We start from the raw sequence: 21040 nt of genomic DNA, 5'->3' as shown, positions 1-21040 counted from the left end.
AGGCTCGCTCCGGCCCGGTCCGGTCACATCACCCGATCGGGGGAGCCGCCGGCTCTCCTTCAGGGGATGATCGAGTCCACGTACCCGCCGTCGACCCGCAGCGCGGCGCCCGTGGTCGCGGAGGCGAAGGGCGAGCTGAGGTAGACGACCATGCTCGCGATCTCTTCGGGCTCGATCAGGCGCTGCAGCAGCGACTGGGAACGGTGCTGGAGCATGAACGCCCGCTGCGCCTCCTCCCACGGCAGGTCCTTGCCCATGAGCTCGTACACGAACTTCTCGACGCCCCTGGTGTGCGTCGGCCCCGCGACCACGGAGTTGACCGTCACCCCGCTGCCCGCCGCCTCCTTGGCGAACCCCCTGGACACGGCCAGCAGCGCGGTCTTCGTCATGCCGTAATGGATCATTTCGACGGGGATGACCACGGCGGAGTCGCTGGCGATGTACTGAATCCGGCCCCAGCCGCGCTCGATCATGCCGGGCAGGTAGGCACGCGTGAGCCGGACCGCGGCCAGCACGTTGACATCGAAGTAGCGCCGCCACTCGTCGTCGGTGATCTCGAGCGCGGATTTGGCCTCGAAGATGCCCAGGTTGTTGACGAGGATGTCCACCTGGGGCAGCGCGTGCAGCACCGCCTCGCAGCCCTCTTCCGTGGTCACGTCGCCGGGCGCCGGTATCAGGTCGCCGACCTCTATCTGCTCGATGGCCATCGAGACGGAGCCCTCGCTGCGGCCGTTGATCCCGACATGGGCCCCCGCCAGCGCCAGCCCTTCGGCGATGGCCGCCCCGATGCCCTGAGTCGACCCGGTGACCAGCGCGGTCTTGCCGCTGAGATCGATACGCACGATGTCCACCCCCTGCCGCCATTCTCCGTGGTCGGGATACGGAGTGTCACGCCGGGGTAGCATCCGGTGCGCCCCCGTACCGCCGCTGGGTGCGTAGGCTTGGGGTGGCGTGGAAGGGGCGTGGGTGCACCGGGTCATCCTGTGGCTGGTCGTGGCGGCCGCCTTCATGGTGAGCCTGGTCGTGCCCGACAGGCCCGAGGTCCCGGCGTGCCAGTCGCGCGACACCCGCGTCGTCGCCCCGTACGCCGTCACCGGCTACTGGGTCATGCCCCGGGCCGATCCGTGCGTGACGCGGCGCATGGTCGAGGCGATCCACGCGATCGGCGCCGACACGCTGATCACGTTCGGCCCGAGGTTCAGCGCCCGCGAGGACCCCGAGTTCGCCGACTGCCTCGTGGACGGGCGGCCGTGCGCCGACGTCCCCGGCGTCCGCCGCGTCTACACCTACGTGACCAGTGAGGAGTTCGGGAAAGGGCTGCTGCGGTGCCCGGGGCTGGACCGGCGGATCGAGAGCCGGGGCCGGATCTTCTACCGGGTCTCGCTGGCCGCGTCCTGCCAGGACCCCGTACAGGATCTCGTGCTCGTCTCCACGGACGGCGACGGGCTCGGCAACCTGATGACCGAGGCGGCCGCGTACGGGATGACGGTCTTCCCGGGGCTGCCCGCCGCGCCGCAGCTCGCGGGCAAACCGTGGGAGCCCGACTCCGCGCACACCGCCGCGCTGACCGCCTTCACCACGCGGGTGCTCGCCGACTACCGGGAGCGGTTCGGGAGGTCTGCCGCGTTCGGAGGGGTCTACCAGTCGTTCGAGCTGGCCATGCGGACGCGGGCGGCCCAGGATCCGATCATCGCGCTGTACGCGGCCCAGCACGCGGCCGTCGCCGCCACCCTGCCGGGGAAGAAGATCCTGGTCAGCCCGTACATCGACGCCAGGAGGGCACGCGGGTTCCCGCCCGGGCAGGTGGCGGAGGGGTTCGCGGCCATCGCCGCGACCCGGGCGGGAGCGCCCATGGCCGTCGCCGTGCAGGACGGGCGTGGGACGGGCAAGGTGCCCGTCTACGGGGTTCACGAGGCGGAGGCCAAGGTGGCGCCACGCCTCGTGCCGGTCGTCGGGGACGTGAGCAACGCGCAGGCGTACTACGGGGCCACCCGCGACTACATCGAGGCGGCGGCGCGGCGGGTGCCGCCCGGGGTGGAGCTGTGGGTGAACGTGGAGGGGTTCGAGCCGACGCCGGTGGACGGGGAGTGCGGGAGGGTCGAGCCGCTGCCGTTGCGCGGGCGGACCACGAAGAGCCGGATCGACCAGCAGGTGATGGCTGCCGGATCATTTGCCGGAAAAATCATCTCTTACGGCTGGGATCCCTTCTTCACCTGCCAGGCCCGCTACGACACGCCCTCGCTGGCCGACGACATCGTGAACGAGTGGCAGCAGCCGATCATCGTCGGCGCTTCCCGTAAGGAGATGAACGGGCGGGCCGGCATCCTCGTCGAGGGCTACAACCTGCGCGGCGGCACGCTCCGCTTCGACCCGCAGGGGGTGGTGGTCAAGCAGGAGTGGTACGGGAAGGGGCGGCTGGAGTCGGCGTGGGCCCCGTACGTCCCCTCGGGTCCTTGGACCTCGATCACGGCCACGAACGACGCCGGCCGGTCCAGCTCCAGCGGCTACGTGATCCGTTAGCTCAGGGCCGACACGAGGATGTCGGCGAGCAGGGCGGCCTGCCTGCCGTCCTCGTCCAGGTCGGGATCGAAGACCGTCACCTCCAGCCCGGCGGCCCCCGGCAGACTCGCCAGCCCGCGCAGCAGCTCGACAAGCTGCGCGGCGTCGAGTCCGCCAGGCGTGGGGGAGTCGACCGCGGACAGGATGGACGGGTCGAGCACGTCGGCGTCCACGTGGATCCAGAACCCGTCGAGCTCGTCACGGACGAGCACCTTCCTCGCGTCGTCGAGGGAGATGCCGCTGCCGGGGACGTAGGCGATGCCGGTCCCGGCGAAGTCGCGGAGATCCCCCTCGTCCCGCACGCCCAGAACGATCACGTCCTCGTCCCTGACGTACGGCCGCAGCCCGTCGATGTTCGTCAGATAGTCGTCACCGCGCCCGGTGGCCAGGGCCAGGTCCTCCCCGGCCGCCGCCCCGACATGGGGGGAGTTGCCGAGGTGCCGGAAGTCGGAGTGCGCGTCCACGTACGCCACCCCGTACCGGCCGCTCCTCCGCAGGGCGAGCGCGGGGCCGAGCAGGATCGAGCAGTCGCCGCCGAGCAGGACGGGGAAGCCGCCCTCCGCCCTGATCGCGCTCACCCGGTCGGCCAGTCCGCGGGCGTACGCGGCGATGGCGGGCCCGTTGCGCACCCCGCTTCCCGGCGCCCACGTGGCCACGTAACGCGGCGGGACGAGCGCGCCCGCGTCGGCCGCGCCGAGCCGCTGGACGAGGCCGGCGTTGCGCAGTGCCCACGGTGCTTTGTAGCAGCCGGGGACGGTGTCGGGGGCGGGCGGACGCAGGCCGAGATTGGAGGGGGCGTCGAGGATGACCAGATCTCTGTCAGGGGTTATTGTGTTCATAGTCGTGACGGTAACAGAGGGAGTGGCGGATGCGCCAGTTCGTCGAGACGGGGCTGGTGGCGCTCGATCTCGCCAACACGTGGGACGCGTACCTGGCGGAGCCCGAGCGCCTGCCGGACGTGGCGGCCTTGCGCCAGTTCTGCCACGAGCTGGGGGAAAGCGGTGGCCCCGGCGATGACGACCTGCGAGCGGTGCGTGCCGTGCGGGAACGGTTGCGCGCCCTGCTGGCCTGCGAGCCGCCCGACCGGACCCGCGCTCTGGCGCGATGGGCCGGCGAGCTGCCGATACGGGTCGTGGTGGAAGAGGCGGGCGGCATGCCGCGGCAACGGCTCGCCGCGCCTGAAGGAGCCACTCTGGCCGAACGGCTCGCCGTGCGATCCGTCGCCGAGCTGCTGGACATCGCCGCCTCAGGCGACTGGGAACGGCTGCGGCTCTGCGCGGCCGGTCCGTGCAAGGACGCGTTCGTGGATCGCAGCCGTCCGGGCAAGCGCCAGTTCTGCTCCACCCGCTGCGCCAACCGCGCCCACGCCGCCGCCTCCCGCGCCCGCCACCGCTGACGCTTCCGGAGGGCGCTCGCCCTGCCACGACGGTGAAACCGTCGGCCCCGGGAATTGTCGGTCGCGGCCGATAGCTTCCGATCATCCCCCCGATGATGGAGGTTGGTCGATGTACCGACAGGGCGACATCCTGATCATGCCCGTGCCGGAGGAGTCCGCGCCGCGCACGCTGCGGCCCGAGCCGCGTGACGCTCGCGGGCGGCTGATCCTGGCCCATGGCGAGGCCACCGGTCACTGCCACGCGATCCCCGGCCCCGGCACGCTCTCCGGCGGCTTCCTGCACCTGCCCGAAGGCGGGCGGCTCGTGCACGAGGAGCACGCCGCGATCTCGCTGCCCAAGGGCTGGTACCGCGTGATCCGGCAGCGCGAGTACGTGCCGGGTTCCCACCGGGTGGTGGCCGACTGATGGCGACCCTGACGTGGGAGCGGGTGGCCATGGCCACCGGGCCGGGCGAGGACCAGGAGGCCGCCGTCCGGCAGGCGTACCGCGAGGCCGGGCTGGCCGAGCCCGACCACGTGCTCGTGCTGCCCTCGCCTGCGGCCGGAGCCGTCGCGGCGGCCTGGCTGACGGGCGGCGACACGGTGCGGCGGGCACTGGAGGCGGCGGGCCTCGGAGCCTCGCCTGCCGGCTCGTCGAGCGGGAGCGGGTCCGACTCGCAGCAGGTGGGTGACCAGGGCGCGGCCGCGTTGCGCCGGTCGGTGGGTGCGGCGCTCAGGTCATGGGAGGCGCTCGGGGATCCCGGGCGTTCGGTGCGAGACGCGGTCCGCACGGTGCCGTGGGAGCGGGCCAGGTCGGCGGCCTATGCCGAGCTCGGGCCCGTCGGCTGGGCGGCGCTGTGGGACGAGACCGGCGGGCGGCTCTGGCCGCAGGTCAACCGGCTGGTCAACGACATCCGCCGGGAGATCGCCGAGTTCGGCGGCGAGGAGTTGCGGCAGGCGACTCTCGACGCGGTGCTGGGGCAGCACGACGCCCCTTGGCTGTCGGCGTTCGAGGGGCTCGACGGGCTCAAGCGGACGGCCGAGCGCGCGGGCTGGTGGTGGCCGTTCGAGCGGCTGGCGATCGTCACCGAGCGGCCCGTCGAGCTGCATCTCGACGACTTGGGTCGGCTGCACCGGGCGGACGGCCCGGCCATGTCCTACTCCGACGGCTTCGCCCTGCATGCCTGGCACGGCATGCCGGTTCCCGCCGATTTCGGGGCCGCGATGAGCGACCTCACCGTCGAGCGGATCCGCGAAGAGGCGAACGCGGAGCTGCGCCGGGCCATGCTGGAGCACTTCGGCCTTGACCGCTACCTGGCCGAGTCAGGGGCCAAGCCGGTGCACTCCGACGAGACGGGTGTTCTGTGGCGGGTCGAGCTGGCTGACGACGAGCCGCTGGTCATGGTGGAGGTCGTCAACTCCACGCCCGAGCCCGACGGCACCAGCCGCACCTACTTCCTGCGGGTGCCGCCGTGGGTGGAGCGGGCGCGGGAGGGGGTCGCGTGGACGTTCGGGGTCGCCGAGGCGGACTACCGCCCCGAGCGCGAGACGTGAGGTCAGGGCCAGGCTGCCGGGATGCGTTCCAGGATGCCGCCGGTGAAGACGTCGTAGAGACCGAGCGGCTCCAGGTGGACGTAGCCGATGTGGCAGTCGCAGGCCGCGGCGGGGCAGGCCCGGGGGCGTAGCGCCGCCCGGTAGGAGCCGTCGTACAGGTTGCCCAGCACCTCCGGGACGAAGTGGCAGCGGCGCACCGTGCCGTCGCCGTTCACCGAGATCACGCTGTCGCCCGTGCGGCACGGCGCCCCGGCGCTCCGGTGCGGGAAGCGGCTGAAGGGGAAGAGTGGGTCGATCGCCGACCATTCAGCCGCCTCCTCGTCGGTGTAGAGGCGCCCCTCCTCGGCGTTGACCCACAGGTACGTCTCCGCGGGCAGATCCGACCTCAGCCGCCGCGCGTCCGGCAGGTGCGCGGGATCGCCGACGATTCCGACGCTGTGGCGCACCGGCAGCGAGCGGATCTTGCCGAGGAAGCGGTCGTACGCGACCTGCGTCGGGTGGTAGGTCACCCACAGCGCGGCCCGGTCCGACGCTTCGGCGAGCCAGTCGGTACGGCAGCTCAGGTTCGTCTGGATGGCGACCTTGGCGACATTGGGCAGCCAGGAGAGCTCCACGAGGGCCCGGCGGTACCACGACCTGACCAGGCCCTCACCCCATGGCGTGAACAGGATCGACACCTCGAACGGCTGCTCGCCCACCCAGTTCGCGAACCGCGACAGCGCCTCCCGGTCCGCCCGCAGCTGCTCGGGGGTGTCGCGCCGCTTGGCGAACGGGCAGTACGCGCAGTCGTAGTCGCAGCTCGCCAGGGGCCCGCGATAGAGGATGGTCAGCACGCCGCGTACTCCTCCATGAGCCGCCTGACCTCCGGCGAGAACAGCGCGGGCCCGATCGCGTCGGAATATGCCAGCCCCTCCGCCGTGAGCCGGATCGTCGCCGGGTCCGCCAGCAGCCAGTCACCGAACTCGTCCAGGGCGAACTCGTCCAGGGGGAAGTCGGCCAGCACGTCGGTGCCGAACAGGTCCGCGTAGAGCCGCCGCGAGAGCCCTTCTCCCTGAAGCAGCGACTGGATGAGGTGCCGCCGCTTGCGCTCCTCGAGCGACAGCGGGAAGCCCACGTTGGCCACGTCGAACTCGTCCCGCCGCACGTAGTCGTCGATGATCGAGCGCACGTGCCGGGCTCCGACGGCGTACTCGAACGAGTAATGCAGCTCGCTCGTGTACGACCGCGCCCCGCACCCCAGCCCGACCATCCCGTCGGTCTGGCAGCAGTACTCCGTGGACGAACCCGTGCCGGGCAGCCGGAACATCCGCATCGAAACCTGCTCGTACCCGGCGGCCAGCAGGCGCTCGCGCCCCACCCAGTACAGCTCGAGCCGCTGGTCGTCCCACGCCCGCCCTTGTTTGCCGAGGCCCGTCAGCGGCCGGACGTAGAGCGGGTAGAGGTACAGCTCCTCGGGCCGCCACCCGAGCGCGGTGTCCAGCGAGTACAGCCAGGACTGCGGCGTCTGCCCGTCGATGCCGTAGATCAGGTCGATGTTGAGCACCGGCACGCCGGAGGCTCTGATCGCGTCGAGTGCCGCGTCCACCTCCGCGCGCTTCTGCGGGCGTACGGCGGAGCGGGCCTCGGCGTCGACGAAGCTCTGCACGCCGATCGAGACCCGGGACGTGCCACGCTCGGCCAGGACGGACAGGCGGTCGGGCGTGGCGGTGGCGGGGGAGGTCTCCACCGACAGCGGGACCCGGGCGAGATCCACCCCCATCGTGCGCTCCGTCAGGTCGAACAGGCGGGTCAGCTCGCGTGCGTCGAGGTACGTCGGCGTCCCGCCACCGAACGCGGCCGTGGCGAACCCGGTCTCCTCCAGCGCGTCCCGCACCTGGACGGCCTGCCGCTCCAGCGCGTCCAGGTAGGCCGTGACCAGCTCCTCCGGGGCGCCGGTGCGGGTGAAGAGGTTGCAGAAACCGCAGCGCATCTCGCAGAACGGGATGTGCACGTACAGTGCGCCCGGCCGTTCCCCGGCCCAGACCTCCTTCAGCCGCGGTCGCGGATCGAGCGGCCGATAGGCGGTCTTGTGCGGATAGGCGTAGACGTAACCCTCATAGGGCCGCATGGCTCTCCAGAACGAACTCGGTGTACGGAACCGTCCAGACCACCTCGTGGCCGATCCGGTGGCCGACGTGGCCGCCTTCGCCGTACGCCGTGCCGTGGTCGGAGCAGACGATCACCAGGCAGGGCCGGCGGCGGCGCATCAGTGAGTAGAGGCGACCGATGTGCCGGTCGACGTACCGCAGCGCCGCCGCGTGACTCTCCAGCGAGTCGCCGGCGGCTCCCGGCAGGAAGAAGTGGTTCGGCTGGTGCAGGGCCGACACGTTGACGAACAGGAAGACCGGTTGGCGCCGGTCGCGCAGCACCTCTTCGACGCGGTCGATCTGACGCTCCAGCGACGACGGGCTGGTCACGCCGAACTCCGGCTCCCAGTGGCTCTCGGCGAACAGGCCCGGCAGCACGGACCCGAGCGGGGTCAGCTTGTTGAAGAACCCCACGCCACCGACGCACACCGTGTGGTACCCGGCCCGCGCGAGCCCGGTGGGCAGGTCGGGCGCGTCGAACACCCAGGTGCGCTCCGCCGTGGTCTCGCTGCCGGGGAACGTGGCCGCGAACAGCCGGGCATGCGGCCCCGGGGCCACGGGAGTGGGCAGGAAGCCGGCGAACATGGCGGCATGGGCGGCGTACGTGAAGCTGCCCGCGCTGTGCCGCCGCTCCCAGGACGCGCCTGGCGGCAGGAGGTTCGGCAGCAAGCCTGCCTCTTCGAGCGCGACCGCGACGTCGTAGCGGAGCGTGTCGAGCGTGACGAGGAGGATGTCGTGGCTGCCCACGATCTCGTTCATGTCGAACGTGCTCACCGGACCCCCGCCAGGACCGCCCGGACCTGCTCGGCATACGTGTCCCGCCCGTTCCCCGCAAGATCCCCCAACCCGGGCAGCAGATCCCCGAACGCGTTCACCTCGGCCACCGCCACCGACCGCCAATCCGCCCCCACCATGACGTCCACGCCCGTACTGAGGCTCCCGGGGAAGCAGGCCGCCGCCCGCGAGCAGGCCTCCAGCACCCGCTCCCACAGGTCCGTCCGTGACCGCACCGCGTCCAGATCGCCCCGCGACCCGCCGAGGTGCAGGTTCGTCATCGGGCTGCGGCCGGCCCGCAACACCGCGTGGGTCGGAACCCCGGCCACCGTCACCACCCGCAGGTCGAATGGCCTCCCATCGGTGGACGCCTTGGGAAACCACTGCTCGACGTGGAGCCCGTCGTGGGCGAGGAAGTCCACGATCCGCCGCACCTCGCCGGAGGACGTGTACGTACGAACCCGCAGCGAGTTGCAGAGCACACCCTCGACCCAGGCCGCCGACGTGACGGCCTGCACCCGATCGCCGTGCGCCTGAAAGGCGATCACGCCGGACGCCGACGAGCCGTGCGCGGGCTTGACGAACACCCGGGACCAGCCCCGGCGTGCCATCTCCGCCCGCAGCCCGTCGTACGACGTGGCCTCGAACGCGGCCGGCACCGGCACCCCCGCCCCGGCCAGCACGGCGTGGCAGCGCCGCTTGTCGAACATCACCGAGATCTCCTCGACGTCGCCGAGCAGCCGCGCCCCCGGGATGGCGGCCACCCGCGAAAGCCCCGCCCTGAACGCCGCGTACCAGGCCGCCCCGCCGCCGACGCGCGCGGGATCGCCCGGCCCGCGCAGCAGCGCGTCGGCCTCGCCGTCCTCGCCCGGCGAGTCCACCCGCAGCAGCGCACCCTCGGGCGCACCGATCTCCCGCCCGGCCAGCACGTCCCGCCACGAGATCACGTGCGGCTCGGCCAGCCCGGCGGCGACCGCGGCGTCGCGGAACATCGTCACCCGCCGATCCCCAGGTGTTCCCACCACGGCGAACCGCACATCACTCACTTACGGCCACATACGTCTCGTCCGGGCTGGACAGGTCGATGTCGACGCCGGGCAGTGCCGCGGTGAGACGGGCTCTCATTGCGGCGCTGATGGCGTGATAGGAGAGGTCCAGGCGTCGCAGGTGGGTGAGCGGCTGGCCGCTGAGCAGCGCCTCCACCCCGGCGTCGGTGATGCCGCCCATCGCCAGGCTCAGCGTCTCGAGCCTGGCCACGACGGGCGCGGCCGCCACGGCGGCGGCGAGGTCGTCCTGGATCTCGCTGTTCTGCAGCCCCAGATGGCGCAGCCGGGGCAACCGCCCGCCGCCCAGGATCCCGGCGACGTCGCCGACCGTGGCGTCACCGCCGTACATGCCGACCCCGAACCACAGGTCGAGGTGCTCCAGCGCGGGCAGCTCGCACGCGCCGACCCCGCGGACCGCCTCTCCCGGCAGCCCTCCCGTCTCGAACCGCAGCACCTTCAGCGACTCGTGCCGCACGGGGGAGAGCCGCAGCCCGGAGCCGCCGCGCACCTCCAGCCGCTCCAGCTTCGGGTACGCCTCCAGCAGCGGCGTGATGTCCGACTGCTGGATCCAGGAGATCTCGCAGTTCTCCGGCGACATCGCGCCCAGGAAGAGCGAGCGCAGCTCGGGCAGCCGGCCGGCCTCGTCGGCCAGGCGCTGGACGATGTGACCGCTGTCGTCTTCGTAGGAGTCTTCCCACTCGCCGATCACGATGGCCGTGACCTTCGCGGTGTCGACGTGCTCGAAGAACCACTCGAAGCTCTCGGTGATCTCGTCGGGGAGGTCGTCGTTGAAGGTGCTGGCGTCGAGCCGCCAGGCCGCGGATCCGGCCTCGGGCGGCTCCCCGTCCTCCTGCCACGGCACCCCGGCCACCGGCAGGCCGGCGTAGCCCTGGTCATAGCGCTCATACTGGCTGGGCTGCTTGTCGAACTCCCGCATCACTCGCTCACCGCCACGTAACGCCACGTCTCGCCGTCGTCCTCGTCGCCGTCCTCCTGCTCGGACACATCGACCCGCACTCCGGGCAGGGCCTCGGTCACCCGCTGCATCATCGCCTCGGACAGGTAGTGGTGGTGCAGGTCGAGCGCGCGCAGGTGGGTGAGCGGCTGGCCGCTGAGCAGCGCCTCCGCCCCGGCGTCGGTCAGCACGCCCATCGACAGGCTCAGCGTCTCGAGCCTGGCCACGATCGGCGCGGCCGCCACGGCGGCGGCGAGGTCGTCCTGGATCTCGCTGTCCTGCAGCCCCAGGTGACGCAGCGCGGGCAGCCGCTCGCCCCGGAGGATGGGGTCGACGTCGGAGACGCCGCTGTCGCCGCCGTAGTCGGGGACGCCCAGCCAGAGCTCTAGCTGCTCCAGCGCGGGCAGGTCGCTCGCGGCGACTCCGCGGACCACCTCTCCCGGCAGCCCTCCGGTCTCGAACCGCAGCACCTTCAGCGACTCGTGCCGCACGGGGGAGAGTCGCAGTCCGGAGCCGCCGCGCACCTCCAGCCGCTCCAGCTTCGGGTACGCCTCCAGCAGCGGCGTGATGTCGGACTGCTGGATCCAGGAGATCTCGGCCTCCTCCGACGCGATCGCACCGAAGAAGAGCGAGCGCAGCTCGGGCAGCCGGCCGGCCTCGTCGGCCAGCCGGCGGACGATGGGCGCGCTGCTCTCGGTGTAGCAGTCTTCCCACCCGCCGATCACGATGGCCGTGACCTTCGCGGTGTCGACGCGCTCGAAGAACCAGTCGAGGTGCTCGGCGATGCGGCCGCCGTCCCAGCTGTTGGCGCTGAGCCGCCACGCCACGGACCCGGCGTCGGGCTGCGGCCCGTTCTTCTCGTCCCAGGGGGCCTCGGCTACGGGCAGGCCGGCGTAGGCACTTTGGTAGCGGTCCCAGGAGCTCGGGTAATCGTCGTCGGTCACGGATGATCCTCGTGTCGGGGGGGTTGACGCGTCCTGTCCTACCAGACTCCGACGACACTTCCGTCACCGCTGGACCGTGGGTATGCACAGCCCCGCTGCTCACAGGAGCGTGTCGGCGAACGTCTCTATGATGCGGGCGACCGTCTTGGGGGCTTTGAGGTCGGCGCCGTGGTCCCGCTTGCGCATCACCACACGTTCGGGACGGCGTTCGGGATCGCTCAGAACGCGCTCGATGGCGTCCACCGGCGCAGTCTGCTGCGGCGTGCTGCGGTCGCCGCTGAGCAGCAAGGTGGGTGTGGTGATCTGGGAGTAGGCGTCGAGGCGGACGCCCAGCCGATCCATGGCCTCGAGGTCGTCGATCTGGCACGACGCCAGCCTGCGGTAGCGCGGGACGATAGCGGTGAGCGCGCCTGCCGCCCATGCCTGCCGGCCTGGGAGGCCGATGGTCCGGCGGAAGAAGATCGCCATTGCCTGGCCCGGCCTGCCCGCGGCGATCGCGGCCCGTGCGTGTGTGACGACCTCGCCGTCCTGACCGGCCCACGCCGTGTCGATCACAGAGGCGGGTTCGAAGAGCACCGCGCCGGTGAACGCCGAGGGCGCCGCCGCCAGCGCTTCCAGGGCGACCACCCCGCCGGAGGAGTGACCGTAAATGATCAGGGGCCGGCCGACTTGGCGGGCGATCGCCAGGACGTCGTCGACCTCCTGGGCCACCGAACACGGTGTGCCTTCGGTCTTGAGGTCCGGCCGGTACTGACGGCGGTGGAGGCGTAGGACGCGAAACCGCCTGGCGAGGATCGAGGCGAGCATCCTGGTCCGCGTCCCGTCGTCCAGCCCGGGCCCGACGATCAGGATGGCCGGCCCGCGCCCCTGGTCGTAGACATGGATATCGGCTCCGTCAGCTGAGAGCACGATGTCCCCACCCCTCTCCTTAGCACTGCTAAGGAGAGGGGTGGGGACCCCTCTCCTTAGCACTGCTAAGCCGCCCTTAGCACCGCTAAGGATGACTTAGCGCTGCTAAGGTGTCAACCGATGTGCGCAGCCACCCGGCCTGGCCTGACCAGGCAGACGTTGATCGAGACGGCGCTGCGGCTCCTGGACGAGGTCGGGCTGGAGGGGCTGACGGTGCGCCGGCTTGCTGCCGAGCTCGGCGTCCAGTCGCCGGCGCTGTACTGGCACATCCGCAGCAAGCAGGAGCTGCTGGACGGCATGGCGGACGCGATCATCCTGGCCGTCGGCATGGGCCCACCTCACCCCGGCGAGGCATGGCAGGACTGGCTGGCCCGCCGGGCCCGCGCCTTCCGGCAGTCGCTGCTCGCTCACCGCGACGGCGCCCGCATCGTCGCCGATGCCGCCTGGCTCAGCCCCGCGACGGTCAGGACGTTCAACGACGAACTGACCGCCATGGTGGACCGCGGCTTCACCCCGGTGCTGGCGCTGCGCACCATCACCGCCCTCTCCCAGTACGTCACCGGATTCGTCCTCCAGGAGCAGGCCCGGCCGGGCAAGCAGGCCGAGCAGCCTCCGGACCCACTCGCCGCTCTGAGCGATCTGCTGGACGGCGACACCTCCGCCCCTTTGTTCGCGGCGCTCCGCGACGGCGCAAGGACGACCGGTGATGATGCCTTCGAACACGGGCTTCGGGTGCTCATCGACGGCACCACCGCAGCCCTCACCGCACATCGCACTTGAGGGACTGGCCTTGCAGTTGCTGGTGCTCTCCGACGCGCTGTGTCAATCGCCCACGCCGCTGCCAACGCCGAGAAACCGGAGCGTGCCATGAAGGTATACATCCTGTGGCATGTTCACCATGTCCGGCTATGTGACGGAAAGGTAGGAGACTGTCACCGGCGCCACGTGTGCGACGGTGGTGGTGGGCGTTGCCGTCGGGGTTGTCGGCGGCATTTACCGCGGAACCACCTGGGCGCGGACGCCGGGCAGATCGTCGAACGCTGCCGACGCGTCCATCGTGACCACTGTCCTGGCGGTGGCCGCTGCCGTCGCTGGGATCAGAAGGTCGTACGCACTTCGCGACTTGCCCTCTCGTCGGACAAGTGCCTTGAGGCGGGCATGGACCCTGGCGACGTCCGTTGTGTGCTCCTCAACGGGGATCAACGCAAGGACCTCATCCACGAAGGCCTGCCGATTGGGCCGTCGGGCCGCATCGGCCATCTCGACACCGACGAGCAACTCAGCCACAGTGATCGCCGCGATCGCCACATCATCGGCGTCTCCTATCACGATGTCCACTGACGCCTTGCCTCGCTCGGCGGCAAGCAGCACACCGGTGCCCAGGATCAGGCGTCGGGCCACGTGTCCCGCATCTCGTCGTCGACGGCCTGCCGGGCTGCCGCGACATCGGCCTCGAAATCCGCATCCAGGGTCCCCGCGCTTCTGGCCAGAAACGCTTTGACCATGCGCCCCGGCGCAGTGGGCGCAGGACCGATCACGGCGATTTGCTTCCCGCCACGGGTCACCACGATCGTCTCCCCGCGCTCGGCCTCGTCGAGGACGGTCGCGAAGCTCCGAGACGCTTCGGTGGCAGTCATCACCTTCATAGAATCAGATTGTCTGATCCTACGCCGCCCGCGCTACGCGGGGCTGATTGCACCTTGCGACATCAGAAGTGTCGGTGGTCGCTGGCACACTCTGGCCCATGACAGTGGAAACGGTGGTCCTTACTGGTGCGGCCGGGCGGGTGGGAGCCGCGCTGCGCGAACCGTTGCGGCGTCGGCTGCGCCGGCTGATCTCGGTTGATCGCGCACCGCTGATCGCAGCAGGGCCCAACGAGGAGGTCCGCCAGGTCGAGTTGGCCGGCATCGAGGACGTGGCATCCGTCATCGACGGCGCCGACGCGGTCGTGCACCTGTCCGGCGTGCCGGACGAGGCGCCCCTCGACCTCCTCCTGGACGCCAACGTCCTGGGCGCCCACCACCTGCTGGAGGCCGCACGGCGCACGGGAGTCAAGCGCGTGGTGCTGGCCAGCAGCAATCGGCTGACCGGCTGCTACCCGGCGGCGCGGACGGTCTCGGCCGAGCTGCCGCCCCGTCCCGACGGGCTGTACGGCGTGAGCAAAGTCGCCGTGGAGGCCCTGGGCCGGCTGTATGCGGACAAGTTCGGGCTGGAGGTGGTGTGCCTGCGCATCGGGAGCCTGGAGCCGGAGCCGAGCGAGCCGCGGCACCTGGCCACGTGGCTGAGCCCGGACGACTGTGCCGGTTTCGTCTGGGCCGCGTTGACCCAGCCCGATATCACTTTCACGGCCGCGTACGCGGTCTCGGCCAATACCCGCCGGTTCTGGGAGCTGGACGACCGGCTCGGCTACCATCCCCGCGATGACGCCGAGGCCTACGTGGACCGGATCCCTGGAGCGGCACGCTACTTCGCCGGTGACCAGCTTCAGGGCGGCGACTACGCCACCGCCGACTACACCCTCCGTCACGCCTTCTGACCAGCGCTCGACCGCCGGGCGATTCCGTCAGCACGACGCGTTCGAGCACCGCTTGGTTCCTCTTGTGCGCCGTACGATGAAGGCGTTTCGTACAGGCGCGAGGGATGACGATCCGCTGGCCGTGCGCACCGTCATCATCCCCTCCTTTCACGAGGCCGCGCACGTGATCACCGCCGGGTTCTCCAACGGTGCGAGCTTCGCGCTCGCCGCCGCCGACCGGCGGCCGTGGCGCTCAGCCCCAGCCTGCCGCCGCGGCAGCTCGGCCCCAGCGTCCGCATGCCGCGCTACCTGGCCGCGGGCACGCTGGAGGGCAGCGCCGGCTTCCGTGAATGCGCACGCTCACTGGCCGCGGCCCTGGCCGGGGCGGGGATACGCCATCGGCACGAGGAATGGATCGGCGGTCACGACCCTTACTGGTGGCGCGTCCACCTCGTCGCGGGACTGGCCTGGCTCGTCCGCGAAGCCCTGCCGACGGCTCTGTGGTGGGACCTACGGTTCGGTCACCTCATCGAGAAGGCTGTTGAGGAGCGGGATCCGGCGTTCGGTGTGGTCGTTGATCGCAATGAGAGCCACGCTCAGGTCCAGGTCGGGCACTCGGGCATGCAGGGCGCGCAGGCCTGTCCACCCTCCTCCGTGCCGATAGACGCGGTGCCCGGCGTGTGATCGGACGCCGATGCCCCAGGCGTAGTCGATCGGCGTTCCGTCATCGAGGCGTCCTGGGGTCTGCATGAGTGCCGAGACGCCGAGTTCGTCGGCGTTGAGTGCCTGGCTCCAGCGCAGCAGATCGCTGAGAGTCGTCCATACCCCTCCGTCGCCCAGGGACAGCGGGGCAGGACGAAGGCGGGCAAGCGGCGCGGCACCCGGCGGCGTGGGGTCAGGTCCGGGCCAGTAGCGGGTGTCGGCCATCGCCAGCGGGACGAAGAGGTGGCGCCGGGCAAAATCGGGCAGCGGCATCTCCGCCGCCCGTTCCACCACGGCGGCCAGGCAGACGTATCCGGCGTTGGAATAGAGATGTTCGGTGCCCGGCCGGTGGTCCAGGGCCGGGAAACGGGTGAGTGCCTGGATGATGCCTGAGGTGGTCCGGTCGTCGTCGCCGGTGAGGACGGCATCGATCTTGAAGTCGGCGGGCAAGGACGCCGTGTGATGCACGAGGTGCCGGAGTCGGATGGCGCCGGCCCACCCCGGTAGCTGGGGCAGCCAGTGGGACAGGGGCGATTCCATGTCCAGCGCGCCACGTCGGGCGAGCAGCGCCGCGCAGGCCGCGGTCATCTGCTTCGACAGCGACGCCGCGTACGCGAGCGTCGTGGCGGTCACCGGCTCACCGGCGGAGGTCATTCCTTGGGCCAGGAGGACGGGCGGAGCGCCACGTTGCTGCACCCCGGCCACGATCGGTTCGTCGCTGCGGTAGCCGGCTTCGGAGACCAGGGCTGTCATTCGTTGGTGCAGCTGGGACACGAGATCATCCTTCCAGTGCCTCGGCCGTCGCCATTGCGATCAAGAACGTGCCGTCCCGCCGAGGGCGAGCAGCAGCGTGGTGTGCAGCGCTCGCCTCGATTCCTCCTGCGTCATGCGTCCGGAGCCGGTCTCCTCGCTCGCGGCGTGGGCGAGCTTGATGGTGACCGTGGCCAGCCAGTCGGGCGGGAGCCGGTCATCGAACTCGCCGGCCTGCTGCCCACGCCGGATCACCCGTACCAGCAGCTCGCTGATCGGCTCGTGGCGCTCGCGGTCGGCTCGCGGGCCGGCGGGCAGCGATCCGGCCAGACGCGCCAGTACGGGATAGCGCCCCACCGTGCGTTCGGCGGCGTCGAGCACACGCAGCAGCGCTTCGGCGGCCGGACCCGTGTCGGGGTCTGTGGCGTTCATCGCGGCGGCAGTCTCTTCTGTGAGCCGGTCGACGACGGCCGTCAGCAGCTGATCGCGTGAGCGGAAGTGGGCGTAGACGGTCTGGCGCGTCACCTCGGCGGCAGCGGCGATGGCGTCGAGGCTGGCGTCGGGCCGGGCTTCGAGGACCTCGAGCGCCGCATCCAGGATGGCGGCCTTGCTGCGCAGCGCGTCGGCGCGAAGGTTGCGGGCCGAGGGTGGAGTCATCTCTTACACCTTGCCAAAGTTATCGGGAGTCTCATATCTTACGGCGTGTAAGAGATATTACCGTTCTCGTACGATGGGACCCGCAGTGAACCCCTTTCATGACGACGACCCGAAGCGGTTCATCGCCGACTTCTTCGCCTCGTTCACCGAGGAGCTGCTGCACAGCGACGACGATCCGGCCGTGATCGTCGATCGCTACCACACGCCGGACATCGTCCAGGTGGCCGACGGCAACCGCATGGACCGCGACAAGCTCATCGCCCACACCCGCCCGCTACGCAAGAACCAGCCGGAGAGCCGCATGGACGTCCACGAGGCGGTGGCCGACGGCGATCAGCTGGCCGCCCGATACACCCTGTACGTGCACACCCGCAAACGGGACCTCGCCATGGAGGTGTGCTTCTTCGGCCGCTTCGCCGCCGATGGGCGGATGCGGCAGGCCCACCTGCTCACCCGCACCGTCCCCGAAGGCGCGAAGGTGCCGGCATGACCGAGACCACCTACGGCGTGAGCGGCATGGCCTGCGGTCACTGCGCGGCTTTCGTCACCGAGGAGATCGAGCGCATCCCCGGCGTCGGCGCCGTGGCGGTGGACGTGGAGGGCGGCACGGTCACCGTCACCAGCGACCGGGATCTCGATGCCGCGGACGTGCGCGCCGCGGTCGAGGAGGCCGGCTACGAGCTCACCCAGTGACGCCGGGTCGATCGAGGGCGGACTGCGGCTGACCCGACCGGCCGAGGGCCGGCTGGCGTGGCTGGGGTCGGCCGCTGGTTCAGTGGGCGATCGCGGGCGACTCCGACTTGGCCTCGCGTACGCCGCGCAGCGCGCCGGACCAGGCGATGATCTGGTCGAGCATGCCGCAGACCGCGACGCCGAGGCCCTCCGTCGGAACGAAAGCGCCGGTCGAGAACGCGGGGATCAGCGGGACGGCGGGCTGTGCGCGGACCGTTGCCACCTGGAGCTCGGCGAGCACGAGCCGCAGCGCCTCGGCGGCCCGGACGCCCGCGGCCCATCCGCCGTAGCTGACGATGCCGGCGGCCTTGTCGTTCCACTCGCAGTAGACGTAGTCCAGCGCGTTCTTGAGCGCGCCGGGAAAGGAGTGGTTGTACTCCGGGGTGAGGAACACGAAGCCGTCGAAGCCGTCGATCAGCGCAGACCAGTCGCGGGTGTGCGGGTGCTCGTACTGCTGGTGCGTCGGATTCCCGCCCTCGTCCAGGTTGTCGAGCCCGTGGTGGGCGAGATCGATCAGCTCGAAGTCGGCGCCGCCGTGGGCGCGCGCCGTGTCGAGCAGCCAGGAGGCGATCTGCTCGCCCCGGCGGCCGGGTCGGGTGCTTCCGAGGATGATGCCGATGCGGAGTGCCATGGTGTCCTTCCGAGAGAGTTGTCGCGTCAACTCTAACCACAGCTGAGTTGACGCGACAACTCTCTGGCCCGGTATGATTCCCGCCATGGCGGAGACTCGTGCGCTCGAACCCGAGGAGTGGGAGCTCTGGGACAGCTGGATGCGCGCGCAGCGCCTGCTCGTCCGGGAGCTCGAGCGTGGTCTGCAGCGCGACTGCGGCATCTCGAAGGCCGAGTTCAGCGTGCTGGTGACCCTGTGGCAGGCGCCCGGCCGCGAGATGCGCGTCGGCGAGCTCTCCGAGTCGCTCGACTGGGCGAAGAGCCGCGTCTCGCACCAGCTGACGCGCATGGAGAACCGCGGCTTCCTGGAGCGGACCCCGTACGGGGCCGACGGTCGCCGCGCGGGGATCGGGCTGACCGACAAGGGCCGCCGTGCTGTGCAGAGCGCCATTCTCGTGCACGGCGGCAACATCCGCCGCTATTTCCTCGACCCGCTCACACCCGAGCAGGCTGCGGATTTCCGGGCCTGGAGCGGGCAGGTGATCGACCGCATCGAGCCGCGCGGCGGCGAGACCACAGGCGACGACGCCGCCCAGTAGGCCTCCGTCCCCCCCGTATCGCCGCGCGACCTGAACCAGCAGCGCGCGTACGGGGTCAGATCGCGGCCAGGCAGCCGGCCGGCAGCGGGAACCAGCGCAGTCGCTCGAAGTCGTCCGGCAGGTCGGGCGGGCGCAGGTCGATCTCGTCGGAGCGGGCCGCCAGGATGGCCCGGGCCTCCTCCAGGTAGCCGGGCAGGGCGTCCTCGCCGGCGCGGACGTGGGCGGCGGGCAGCGCGCCGGAGCCGTCAAAGCGCAGGTCGGACAGGTGCAGTGGCGGCTCGGCGGAGCCGCGGTGGTGCCGCCACAGCCCGGTGCGGGGGTCGAAGCGGTAATCGGGCAACAGCCGGTGGCCGTGCAGGGCGACCAGTTCGACGGCTTCGATGAGATAGTCGCAGACAGCGTCGGAGATGAAGTAGTTGAAGTTGATGCGTACCCAGCCCGGTTTGATGCCCTGGCAGCCGTGCCCGATCTCCTCCTCGAAGGCCCGCGAGCGTGCGGCGTCGATGGCCAGGAGGCGGTGACCGTAGGGACCGGCGCAGGAGCAGCCGCCGCGTGCCTGGATGCCGAGCAGGTCGTTCAGCACCGCCACCACGTAGTTGTGGTGCAGGAACAGCTCTCCGGACCGGATGCGGACCGACACGATCGACAGCCGGCGAGAGTGCCGGTCGCCGAGGATCTCGATGTTCGGATTGCTCTCCCACCGCCGCAGGGCCCGCTGCCAGAAGCGTTCCTCACGGGCTTGGATGAGGTCGGTGCCGATGGCCTGCTTGAGCCGGAAGACCAGCCCGGCGCGGATCGACTCGACGATGGCCGGTGTGCCACCCTCCTCACGGGCGATCGCATCGTCGAGGTAACGGTGCCCGGTGGGGTCCACGAACAGCACGGTGCCGCCGCCCGGCGCGGTGGGCACCCGGTTGCGTACCAGTCCGCGCCGCACCACCAGGACACCGGGCGTCTGCGGCCCGCCGATGAACTTGTGCGGCGACAGGAAGATCGCATCCTTGTGGTCGTTCGCCCCGGGCGCGCTGGCGGCCATCCGGATCGGCACGTACGGCCCGGCCGCCGCGTAGTCCCAGAACGACAGCGCGCCGTGCTCGTGGAGCAGCGCCGCGATGCGCTCGGCGTCGGACAGGATGCCTGTCACATTCGAGGCGGCCGAGAAGCTGCCGATCAGCAGCGACCGGTCGGCGTGGCGGGCCAGCTGGGCACGCAGGTCGTCGCAGTCGATCTGGCCGTAGCGGTCCGCGCCGATGGCGACGGTGTCGGCGATGGACTCGCGCCAGGGCAACTCGTTGGAGTGGTGCTCGTAGGGGCCGACGAAGACCACCGGCCGTTCCTCCTCCGGGACCACCGGCGCGTACCGGCCGGGGACACGTAGCTCCAGGATGCCGACGAGTTTGTTGATCGCCGAGGTCGCGCCCGAACCACAGAAGATCACCACGTCGTCCGGGCCCCCGCCGACGGCGTCGTGAACGGCGCGACGGGCCTCCTCGCGTAATCGGCTGGTCTGCAGCCCGGTCCCGGAGCTCTCGGTGTGCGTGTTGGCGTAGCGCGGCAGGACGTGTTCGCGGATGAAGTCCTCGATGAAGCCGAGCGACCTGCCGGAGGCGGTGTAGTCGGCGTAGATGATGCGGCGCAGTCCGTACGGGCCCTGCAACACCTCGTCGTCGCCGATGACGCCCTCGCGGATGCGCTCCAGCAGCGGCGAGGTGGGCAGGTCGGGGACAGATCGTTGTATAGGCACCCATTCAGGATCCCTCGCCCATCGGCTCAGGCAACAGGCCGTTGATCCTGATCGACGCCGACTGACCTTACCCTCAGGGGCTGCCCGGCATGAAGGCGCCGCACCTGGAGATCCAGGGCACCGGCGGCACGGCCGTCCGCCTCGGCTCACTCGGCGCAGGCCGTACGGTGCCTCACCAGCACCTGAGGGGCTGGTGAGGCAGGTTCTTCCGGCGCGAGGTGGCTGCCGGTCACAGGCTGCGGGCGGTGATGTCGCCGTTTGAGGTGGTGGCGTGGATGTCGAGTTCCGCGGTGCCGTTGTTCTTGAGGGCGTTGGCGATGCGGCCGTGGCTGGTGCCGGCGTCCAGGGCGGCCGAAACACCGGCGGCTGCGTTGATCGAGATGTCGCCGGACTGCGTGCTGAGCACGACCTTGCCGCCGGTGGCCTCGGCGATCCGGATGTCGCCGCTTGCGGTGGTGATCTCGGCGGGGCCGCCCAGCCGACCGACCTC

At 70.9% G+C, this 21040-nt stretch carries 25 protein-coding genes; 9 read left to right on the top strand and 16 right to left on the bottom strand.

Features of this window, described 5'->3' with window-relative positions:
• Nucleotides 1-59: 59 nt before the first annotated feature.
• Nucleotides 60-842 carry an SDR family oxidoreductase gene (locus AB0J64_RS25200; RefSeq protein ID WP_364031253.1) on the bottom strand — a complete coding sequence of 261 codons (783 nt, stop codon included), beginning with the start codon at nt 840-842 and terminating at the stop codon, nt 60-62.
• Between the two features lie 124 nt (nt 843-966).
• Here AB0J64_RS25200 and AB0J64_RS25195 point away from each other — a divergent pair, with 124 nt between their 5' ends.
• Nucleotides 967-2520, top strand: coding sequence for a DUF4434 domain-containing protein (locus AB0J64_RS25195; protein WP_364031250.1), 1554 nt, complete (start codon nt 967-969; stop codon nt 2518-2520).
• On the opposite strand, the gene AB0J64_RS25190 is transcribed toward AB0J64_RS25195, so the two are convergent.
• Nucleotides 2517-3398 (bottom strand): arginase family protein, encoded by an 882-nt coding sequence (locus tag AB0J64_RS25190; RefSeq protein ID WP_364031247.1) that lies wholly within the window; start codon nt 3396-3398, stop codon nt 2517-2519. The genes AB0J64_RS25195 and AB0J64_RS25190 overlap by 4 nt on opposite strands.
• Before the next feature lie 29 nt (nt 3399-3427).
• Between AB0J64_RS25190 and AB0J64_RS25185 the strand changes: the two genes are divergently transcribed.
• From AB0J64_RS25185 to AB0J64_RS25175, 3 genes are all read left to right on the top strand, one after another.
• Nucleotides 3428-3955 (top strand): CGNR zinc finger domain-containing protein, encoded by a 528-nt coding sequence (locus tag AB0J64_RS25185; RefSeq protein WP_364031244.1) that lies wholly within the window; start codon nt 3428-3430, stop codon nt 3953-3955.
• A gap of 109 nt (nt 3956-4064) precedes the next feature.
• Nucleotides 4065-4361: a hypothetical protein gene (locus AB0J64_RS25180; RefSeq protein WP_344987285.1), complete on the top strand. Its 297-nt coding sequence runs from the start codon at nt 4065-4067 to the stop codon at nt 4359-4361.
• Nucleotides 4361-5488 (top strand): DUF6745 domain-containing protein, encoded by a 1128-nt coding sequence (locus AB0J64_RS25175; RefSeq protein WP_364031240.1) that lies wholly within the window; start codon nt 4361-4363, stop codon nt 5486-5488. Before AB0J64_RS25180 ends, AB0J64_RS25175 begins: the two co-directional genes overlap by 1 nt.
• A 2-nt stretch (nt 5489-5490) precedes the next feature.
• Here AB0J64_RS25175 and AB0J64_RS25170 read toward each other — a convergent pair whose 3' ends face one another.
• From AB0J64_RS25170 to AB0J64_RS25140, 7 genes are all read right to left on the bottom strand, one after another.
• A complete protein-coding gene (locus AB0J64_RS25170) occupies nt 5491-6321 on the bottom strand; it encodes an STM4011 family radical SAM protein (protein ID WP_364031237.1) in 831 nt (276 codons plus the stop codon).
• Nucleotides 6315-7595 (bottom strand): STM4012 family radical SAM protein, encoded by a 1281-nt coding sequence (locus AB0J64_RS25165; protein WP_364031234.1) that lies wholly within the window; start codon nt 7593-7595, stop codon nt 6315-6317. Before AB0J64_RS25165 ends, AB0J64_RS25170 begins: the two co-directional genes overlap by 7 nt.
• Nucleotides 7582-8373, bottom strand: a complete 792-nt coding sequence (locus AB0J64_RS25160) for an STM4013/SEN3800 family hydrolase (RefSeq protein WP_364031521.1) — start codon at nt 8371-8373, stop codon at nt 7582-7584. Before AB0J64_RS25160 ends, AB0J64_RS25165 begins: the two co-directional genes overlap by 14 nt.
• 11 nt (nt 8374-8384) lie before the next feature.
• Nucleotides 8385-9434 (bottom strand): STM4014 family protein, encoded by a 1050-nt coding sequence (locus AB0J64_RS25155; RefSeq protein WP_364031231.1) that lies wholly within the window; start codon nt 9432-9434, stop codon nt 8385-8387.
• On the bottom strand, nt 9427-10371 hold the full coding sequence (locus tag AB0J64_RS25150; RefSeq protein WP_364031228.1) for an STM4015 family protein: 945 nt from the start codon (nt 10369-10371) through the stop codon (nt 9427-9429). Before AB0J64_RS25150 ends, AB0J64_RS25155 begins: the two co-directional genes overlap by 8 nt.
• Complete coding sequence (locus tag AB0J64_RS25145; protein WP_364031225.1) at nt 10371-11333, bottom strand: STM4015 family protein; 963 nt, start codon at nt 11331-11333, stop codon at nt 10371-10373. The genes AB0J64_RS25150 and AB0J64_RS25145 overlap by 1 nt, the downstream gene beginning before the upstream one ends.
• 99 nt (nt 11334-11432) lie before the next feature.
• Nucleotides 11433-12242 carry an alpha/beta hydrolase gene (locus AB0J64_RS25140; protein ID WP_364031222.1) on the bottom strand — a complete coding sequence of 270 codons (810 nt, stop codon included), beginning with the start codon at nt 12240-12242 and terminating at the stop codon, nt 11433-11435.
• Nucleotides 12243-12362: 120 nt separating this feature from the next.
• Here AB0J64_RS25140 and AB0J64_RS25135 point away from each other — a divergent pair, with 120 nt between their 5' ends.
• A complete protein-coding gene (locus tag AB0J64_RS25135) occupies nt 12363-13022 on the top strand; it encodes a TetR/AcrR family transcriptional regulator C-terminal domain-containing protein (RefSeq protein ID WP_364031219.1) in 660 nt (219 codons plus the stop codon).
• A gap of 213 nt (nt 13023-13235) precedes the next feature.
• Here AB0J64_RS25135 and AB0J64_RS25130 read toward each other — a convergent pair whose 3' ends face one another.
• Together AB0J64_RS25130 and AB0J64_RS25125 are read right to left on the bottom strand one after the other, a co-directional pair.
• The gene (locus tag AB0J64_RS25130) at nt 13236-13643 is read right to left on the bottom strand and encodes a PIN domain-containing protein (RefSeq protein ID WP_364031216.1); all 408 of its coding nucleotides are present in this window, start codon (nt 13641-13643) and stop codon (nt 13236-13238) included.
• On the bottom strand, nt 13628-13888 hold the full coding sequence (locus tag AB0J64_RS25125; protein WP_364031213.1) for a type II toxin-antitoxin system prevent-host-death family antitoxin: 261 nt from the start codon (nt 13886-13888) through the stop codon (nt 13628-13630). The genes AB0J64_RS25130 and AB0J64_RS25125 overlap by 16 nt, the downstream gene beginning before the upstream one ends.
• 98 nt (nt 13889-13986) lie before the next feature.
• Between AB0J64_RS25125 and AB0J64_RS25120 the strand changes: the two genes are divergently transcribed.
• The gene (locus tag AB0J64_RS25120; protein ID WP_364031210.1) at nt 13987-14778 is read left to right on the top strand and encodes an NAD(P)-dependent oxidoreductase; all 792 of its coding nucleotides are present in this window, start codon (nt 13987-13989) and stop codon (nt 14776-14778) included.
• A 489-nt stretch (nt 14779-15267) separates the two neighbouring features.
• On the opposite strand, the gene AB0J64_RS25115 is transcribed toward AB0J64_RS25120, so the two are convergent.
• Both AB0J64_RS25115 and AB0J64_RS25110 read right to left on the bottom strand, forming a co-directional pair.
• Complete coding sequence (locus AB0J64_RS25115; protein ID WP_364031207.1) at nt 15268-16233, bottom strand: serine hydrolase domain-containing protein; 966 nt, start codon at nt 16231-16233, stop codon at nt 15268-15270.
• A gap of 39 nt (nt 16234-16272) precedes the next feature.
• On the bottom strand, nt 16273-16866 hold the full coding sequence (locus AB0J64_RS25110) for a TetR/AcrR family transcriptional regulator (protein WP_364031204.1): 594 nt from the start codon (nt 16864-16866) through the stop codon (nt 16273-16275).
• Nucleotides 16867-16951: 85 nt separating this feature from the next.
• Between AB0J64_RS25110 and AB0J64_RS25105 the strand changes: the two genes are divergently transcribed.
• Nucleotides 16952-17356, top strand: a complete 405-nt coding sequence (locus AB0J64_RS25105) for a nuclear transport factor 2 family protein (protein WP_364031201.1) — start codon at nt 16952-16954, stop codon at nt 17354-17356.
• A complete protein-coding gene (locus AB0J64_RS25100; RefSeq protein WP_364031198.1) occupies nt 17353-17559 on the top strand; it encodes a heavy-metal-associated domain-containing protein in 207 nt (68 codons plus the stop codon). Before AB0J64_RS25105 ends, AB0J64_RS25100 begins: the two co-directional genes overlap by 4 nt.
• A gap of 79 nt (nt 17560-17638) precedes the next feature.
• Here the strand turns inward: AB0J64_RS25100 and AB0J64_RS25095 are convergent, their stop codons facing one another.
• Nucleotides 17639-18229: an NAD(P)H-dependent oxidoreductase gene (locus tag AB0J64_RS25095; protein ID WP_364031195.1), complete on the bottom strand. Its 591-nt coding sequence runs from the start codon at nt 18227-18229 to the stop codon at nt 17639-17641.
• 85 nt (nt 18230-18314) lie between these two features.
• Between AB0J64_RS25095 and AB0J64_RS25090 the strand changes: the two genes are divergently transcribed.
• Nucleotides 18315-18806: a MarR family winged helix-turn-helix transcriptional regulator gene (locus AB0J64_RS25090; protein WP_364031192.1), complete on the top strand. Its 492-nt coding sequence runs from the start codon at nt 18315-18317 to the stop codon at nt 18804-18806.
• Between the two features lie 55 nt (nt 18807-18861).
• Here AB0J64_RS25090 and AB0J64_RS25085 read toward each other — a convergent pair whose 3' ends face one another.
• Together AB0J64_RS25085 and AB0J64_RS25080 are read right to left on the bottom strand one after the other, a co-directional pair.
• Entirely contained in the window at nt 18862-20550 is a 1689-nt protein-coding gene (locus tag AB0J64_RS25085) for an aminotransferase class V-fold PLP-dependent enzyme (protein WP_364031189.1), read from the bottom strand.
• Nucleotides 20551-20779: 229 nt separating this feature from the next.
• Nucleotides 20780-21040 (bottom strand): DUF4097 family beta strand repeat-containing protein (locus tag AB0J64_RS25080; protein WP_364031186.1); only part of this gene is annotated, 261 nt, incomplete at its 5' end.

Source organism: Nonomuraea sp. NPDC049695 (genome assembly GCF_040674955.1).
Taxonomy (GTDB): Bacteria; Actinomycetota; Actinomycetes; order Streptosporangiales; family Streptosporangiaceae; genus Nonomuraea; species Nonomuraea helvata.
The sequence above is the reverse complement of the archived record's forward strand: the minus strand, read 5'-3'. Positions and strand labels throughout refer to the sequence as shown.

Coding starts and splice junctions, on each gene's coding strand:
- AB0J64_RS25190 (WP_364031247.1), bottom strand. CDS start 3,398: ATGAACACAATAACCCCTGACAGAGATCTGGTCATCCTCGACGCCCCC.
- AB0J64_RS25185 (WP_364031244.1), top strand. CDS start 3,428: ATGCGCCAGTTCGTCGAGACGGGGCTGGTGGCGCTCGATCTCGCCAAC.
- AB0J64_RS25180 (WP_344987285.1), top strand. CDS start 4,065: ATGTACCGACAGGGCGACATCCTGATCATGCCCGTGCCGGAGGAGTCC.
- AB0J64_RS25175 (WP_364031240.1), top strand. CDS start 4,361: ATGGCGACCCTGACGTGGGAGCGGGTGGCCATGGCCACCGGGCCGGGC.
- AB0J64_RS25165 (WP_364031234.1), bottom strand. CDS start 7,595: ATGCGGCCCTATGAGGGTTACGTCTACGCCTATCCGCACAAGACCGCC.
- AB0J64_RS25160 (WP_364031521.1), bottom strand. CDS start 8,373: ATGAACGAGATCGTGGGCAGCCACGACATCCTCCTCGTCACGCTCGAC.
- AB0J64_RS25150 (WP_364031228.1), bottom strand. CDS start 10,371: ATGCGGGAGTTCGACAAGCAGCCCAGCCAGTATGAGCGCTATGACCAG.
- AB0J64_RS25135 (WP_364031219.1), top strand. CDS start 12,363: ATGTGCGCAGCCACCCGGCCTGGCCTGACCAGGCAGACGTTGATCGAG.
- AB0J64_RS25125 (WP_364031213.1), bottom strand. CDS start 13,888: ATGAAGGTGATGACTGCCACCGAAGCGTCTCGGAGCTTCGCGACCGTC.
- AB0J64_RS25120 (WP_364031210.1), top strand. CDS start 13,987: ATGACAGTGGAAACGGTGGTCCTTACTGGTGCGGCCGGGCGGGTGGGA.
- AB0J64_RS25110 (WP_364031204.1), bottom strand. CDS start 16,866: ATGACTCCACCCTCGGCCCGCAACCTTCGCGCCGACGCGCTGCGCAGC.
- AB0J64_RS25100 (WP_364031198.1), top strand. CDS start 17,353: ATGACCGAGACCACCTACGGCGTGAGCGGCATGGCCTGCGGTCACTGC.
- AB0J64_RS25095 (WP_364031195.1), bottom strand. CDS start 18,229: ATGGCACTCCGCATCGGCATCATCCTCGGAAGCACCCGACCCGGCCGC.
- AB0J64_RS25090 (WP_364031192.1), top strand. CDS start 18,315: ATGGCGGAGACTCGTGCGCTCGAACCCGAGGAGTGGGAGCTCTGGGAC.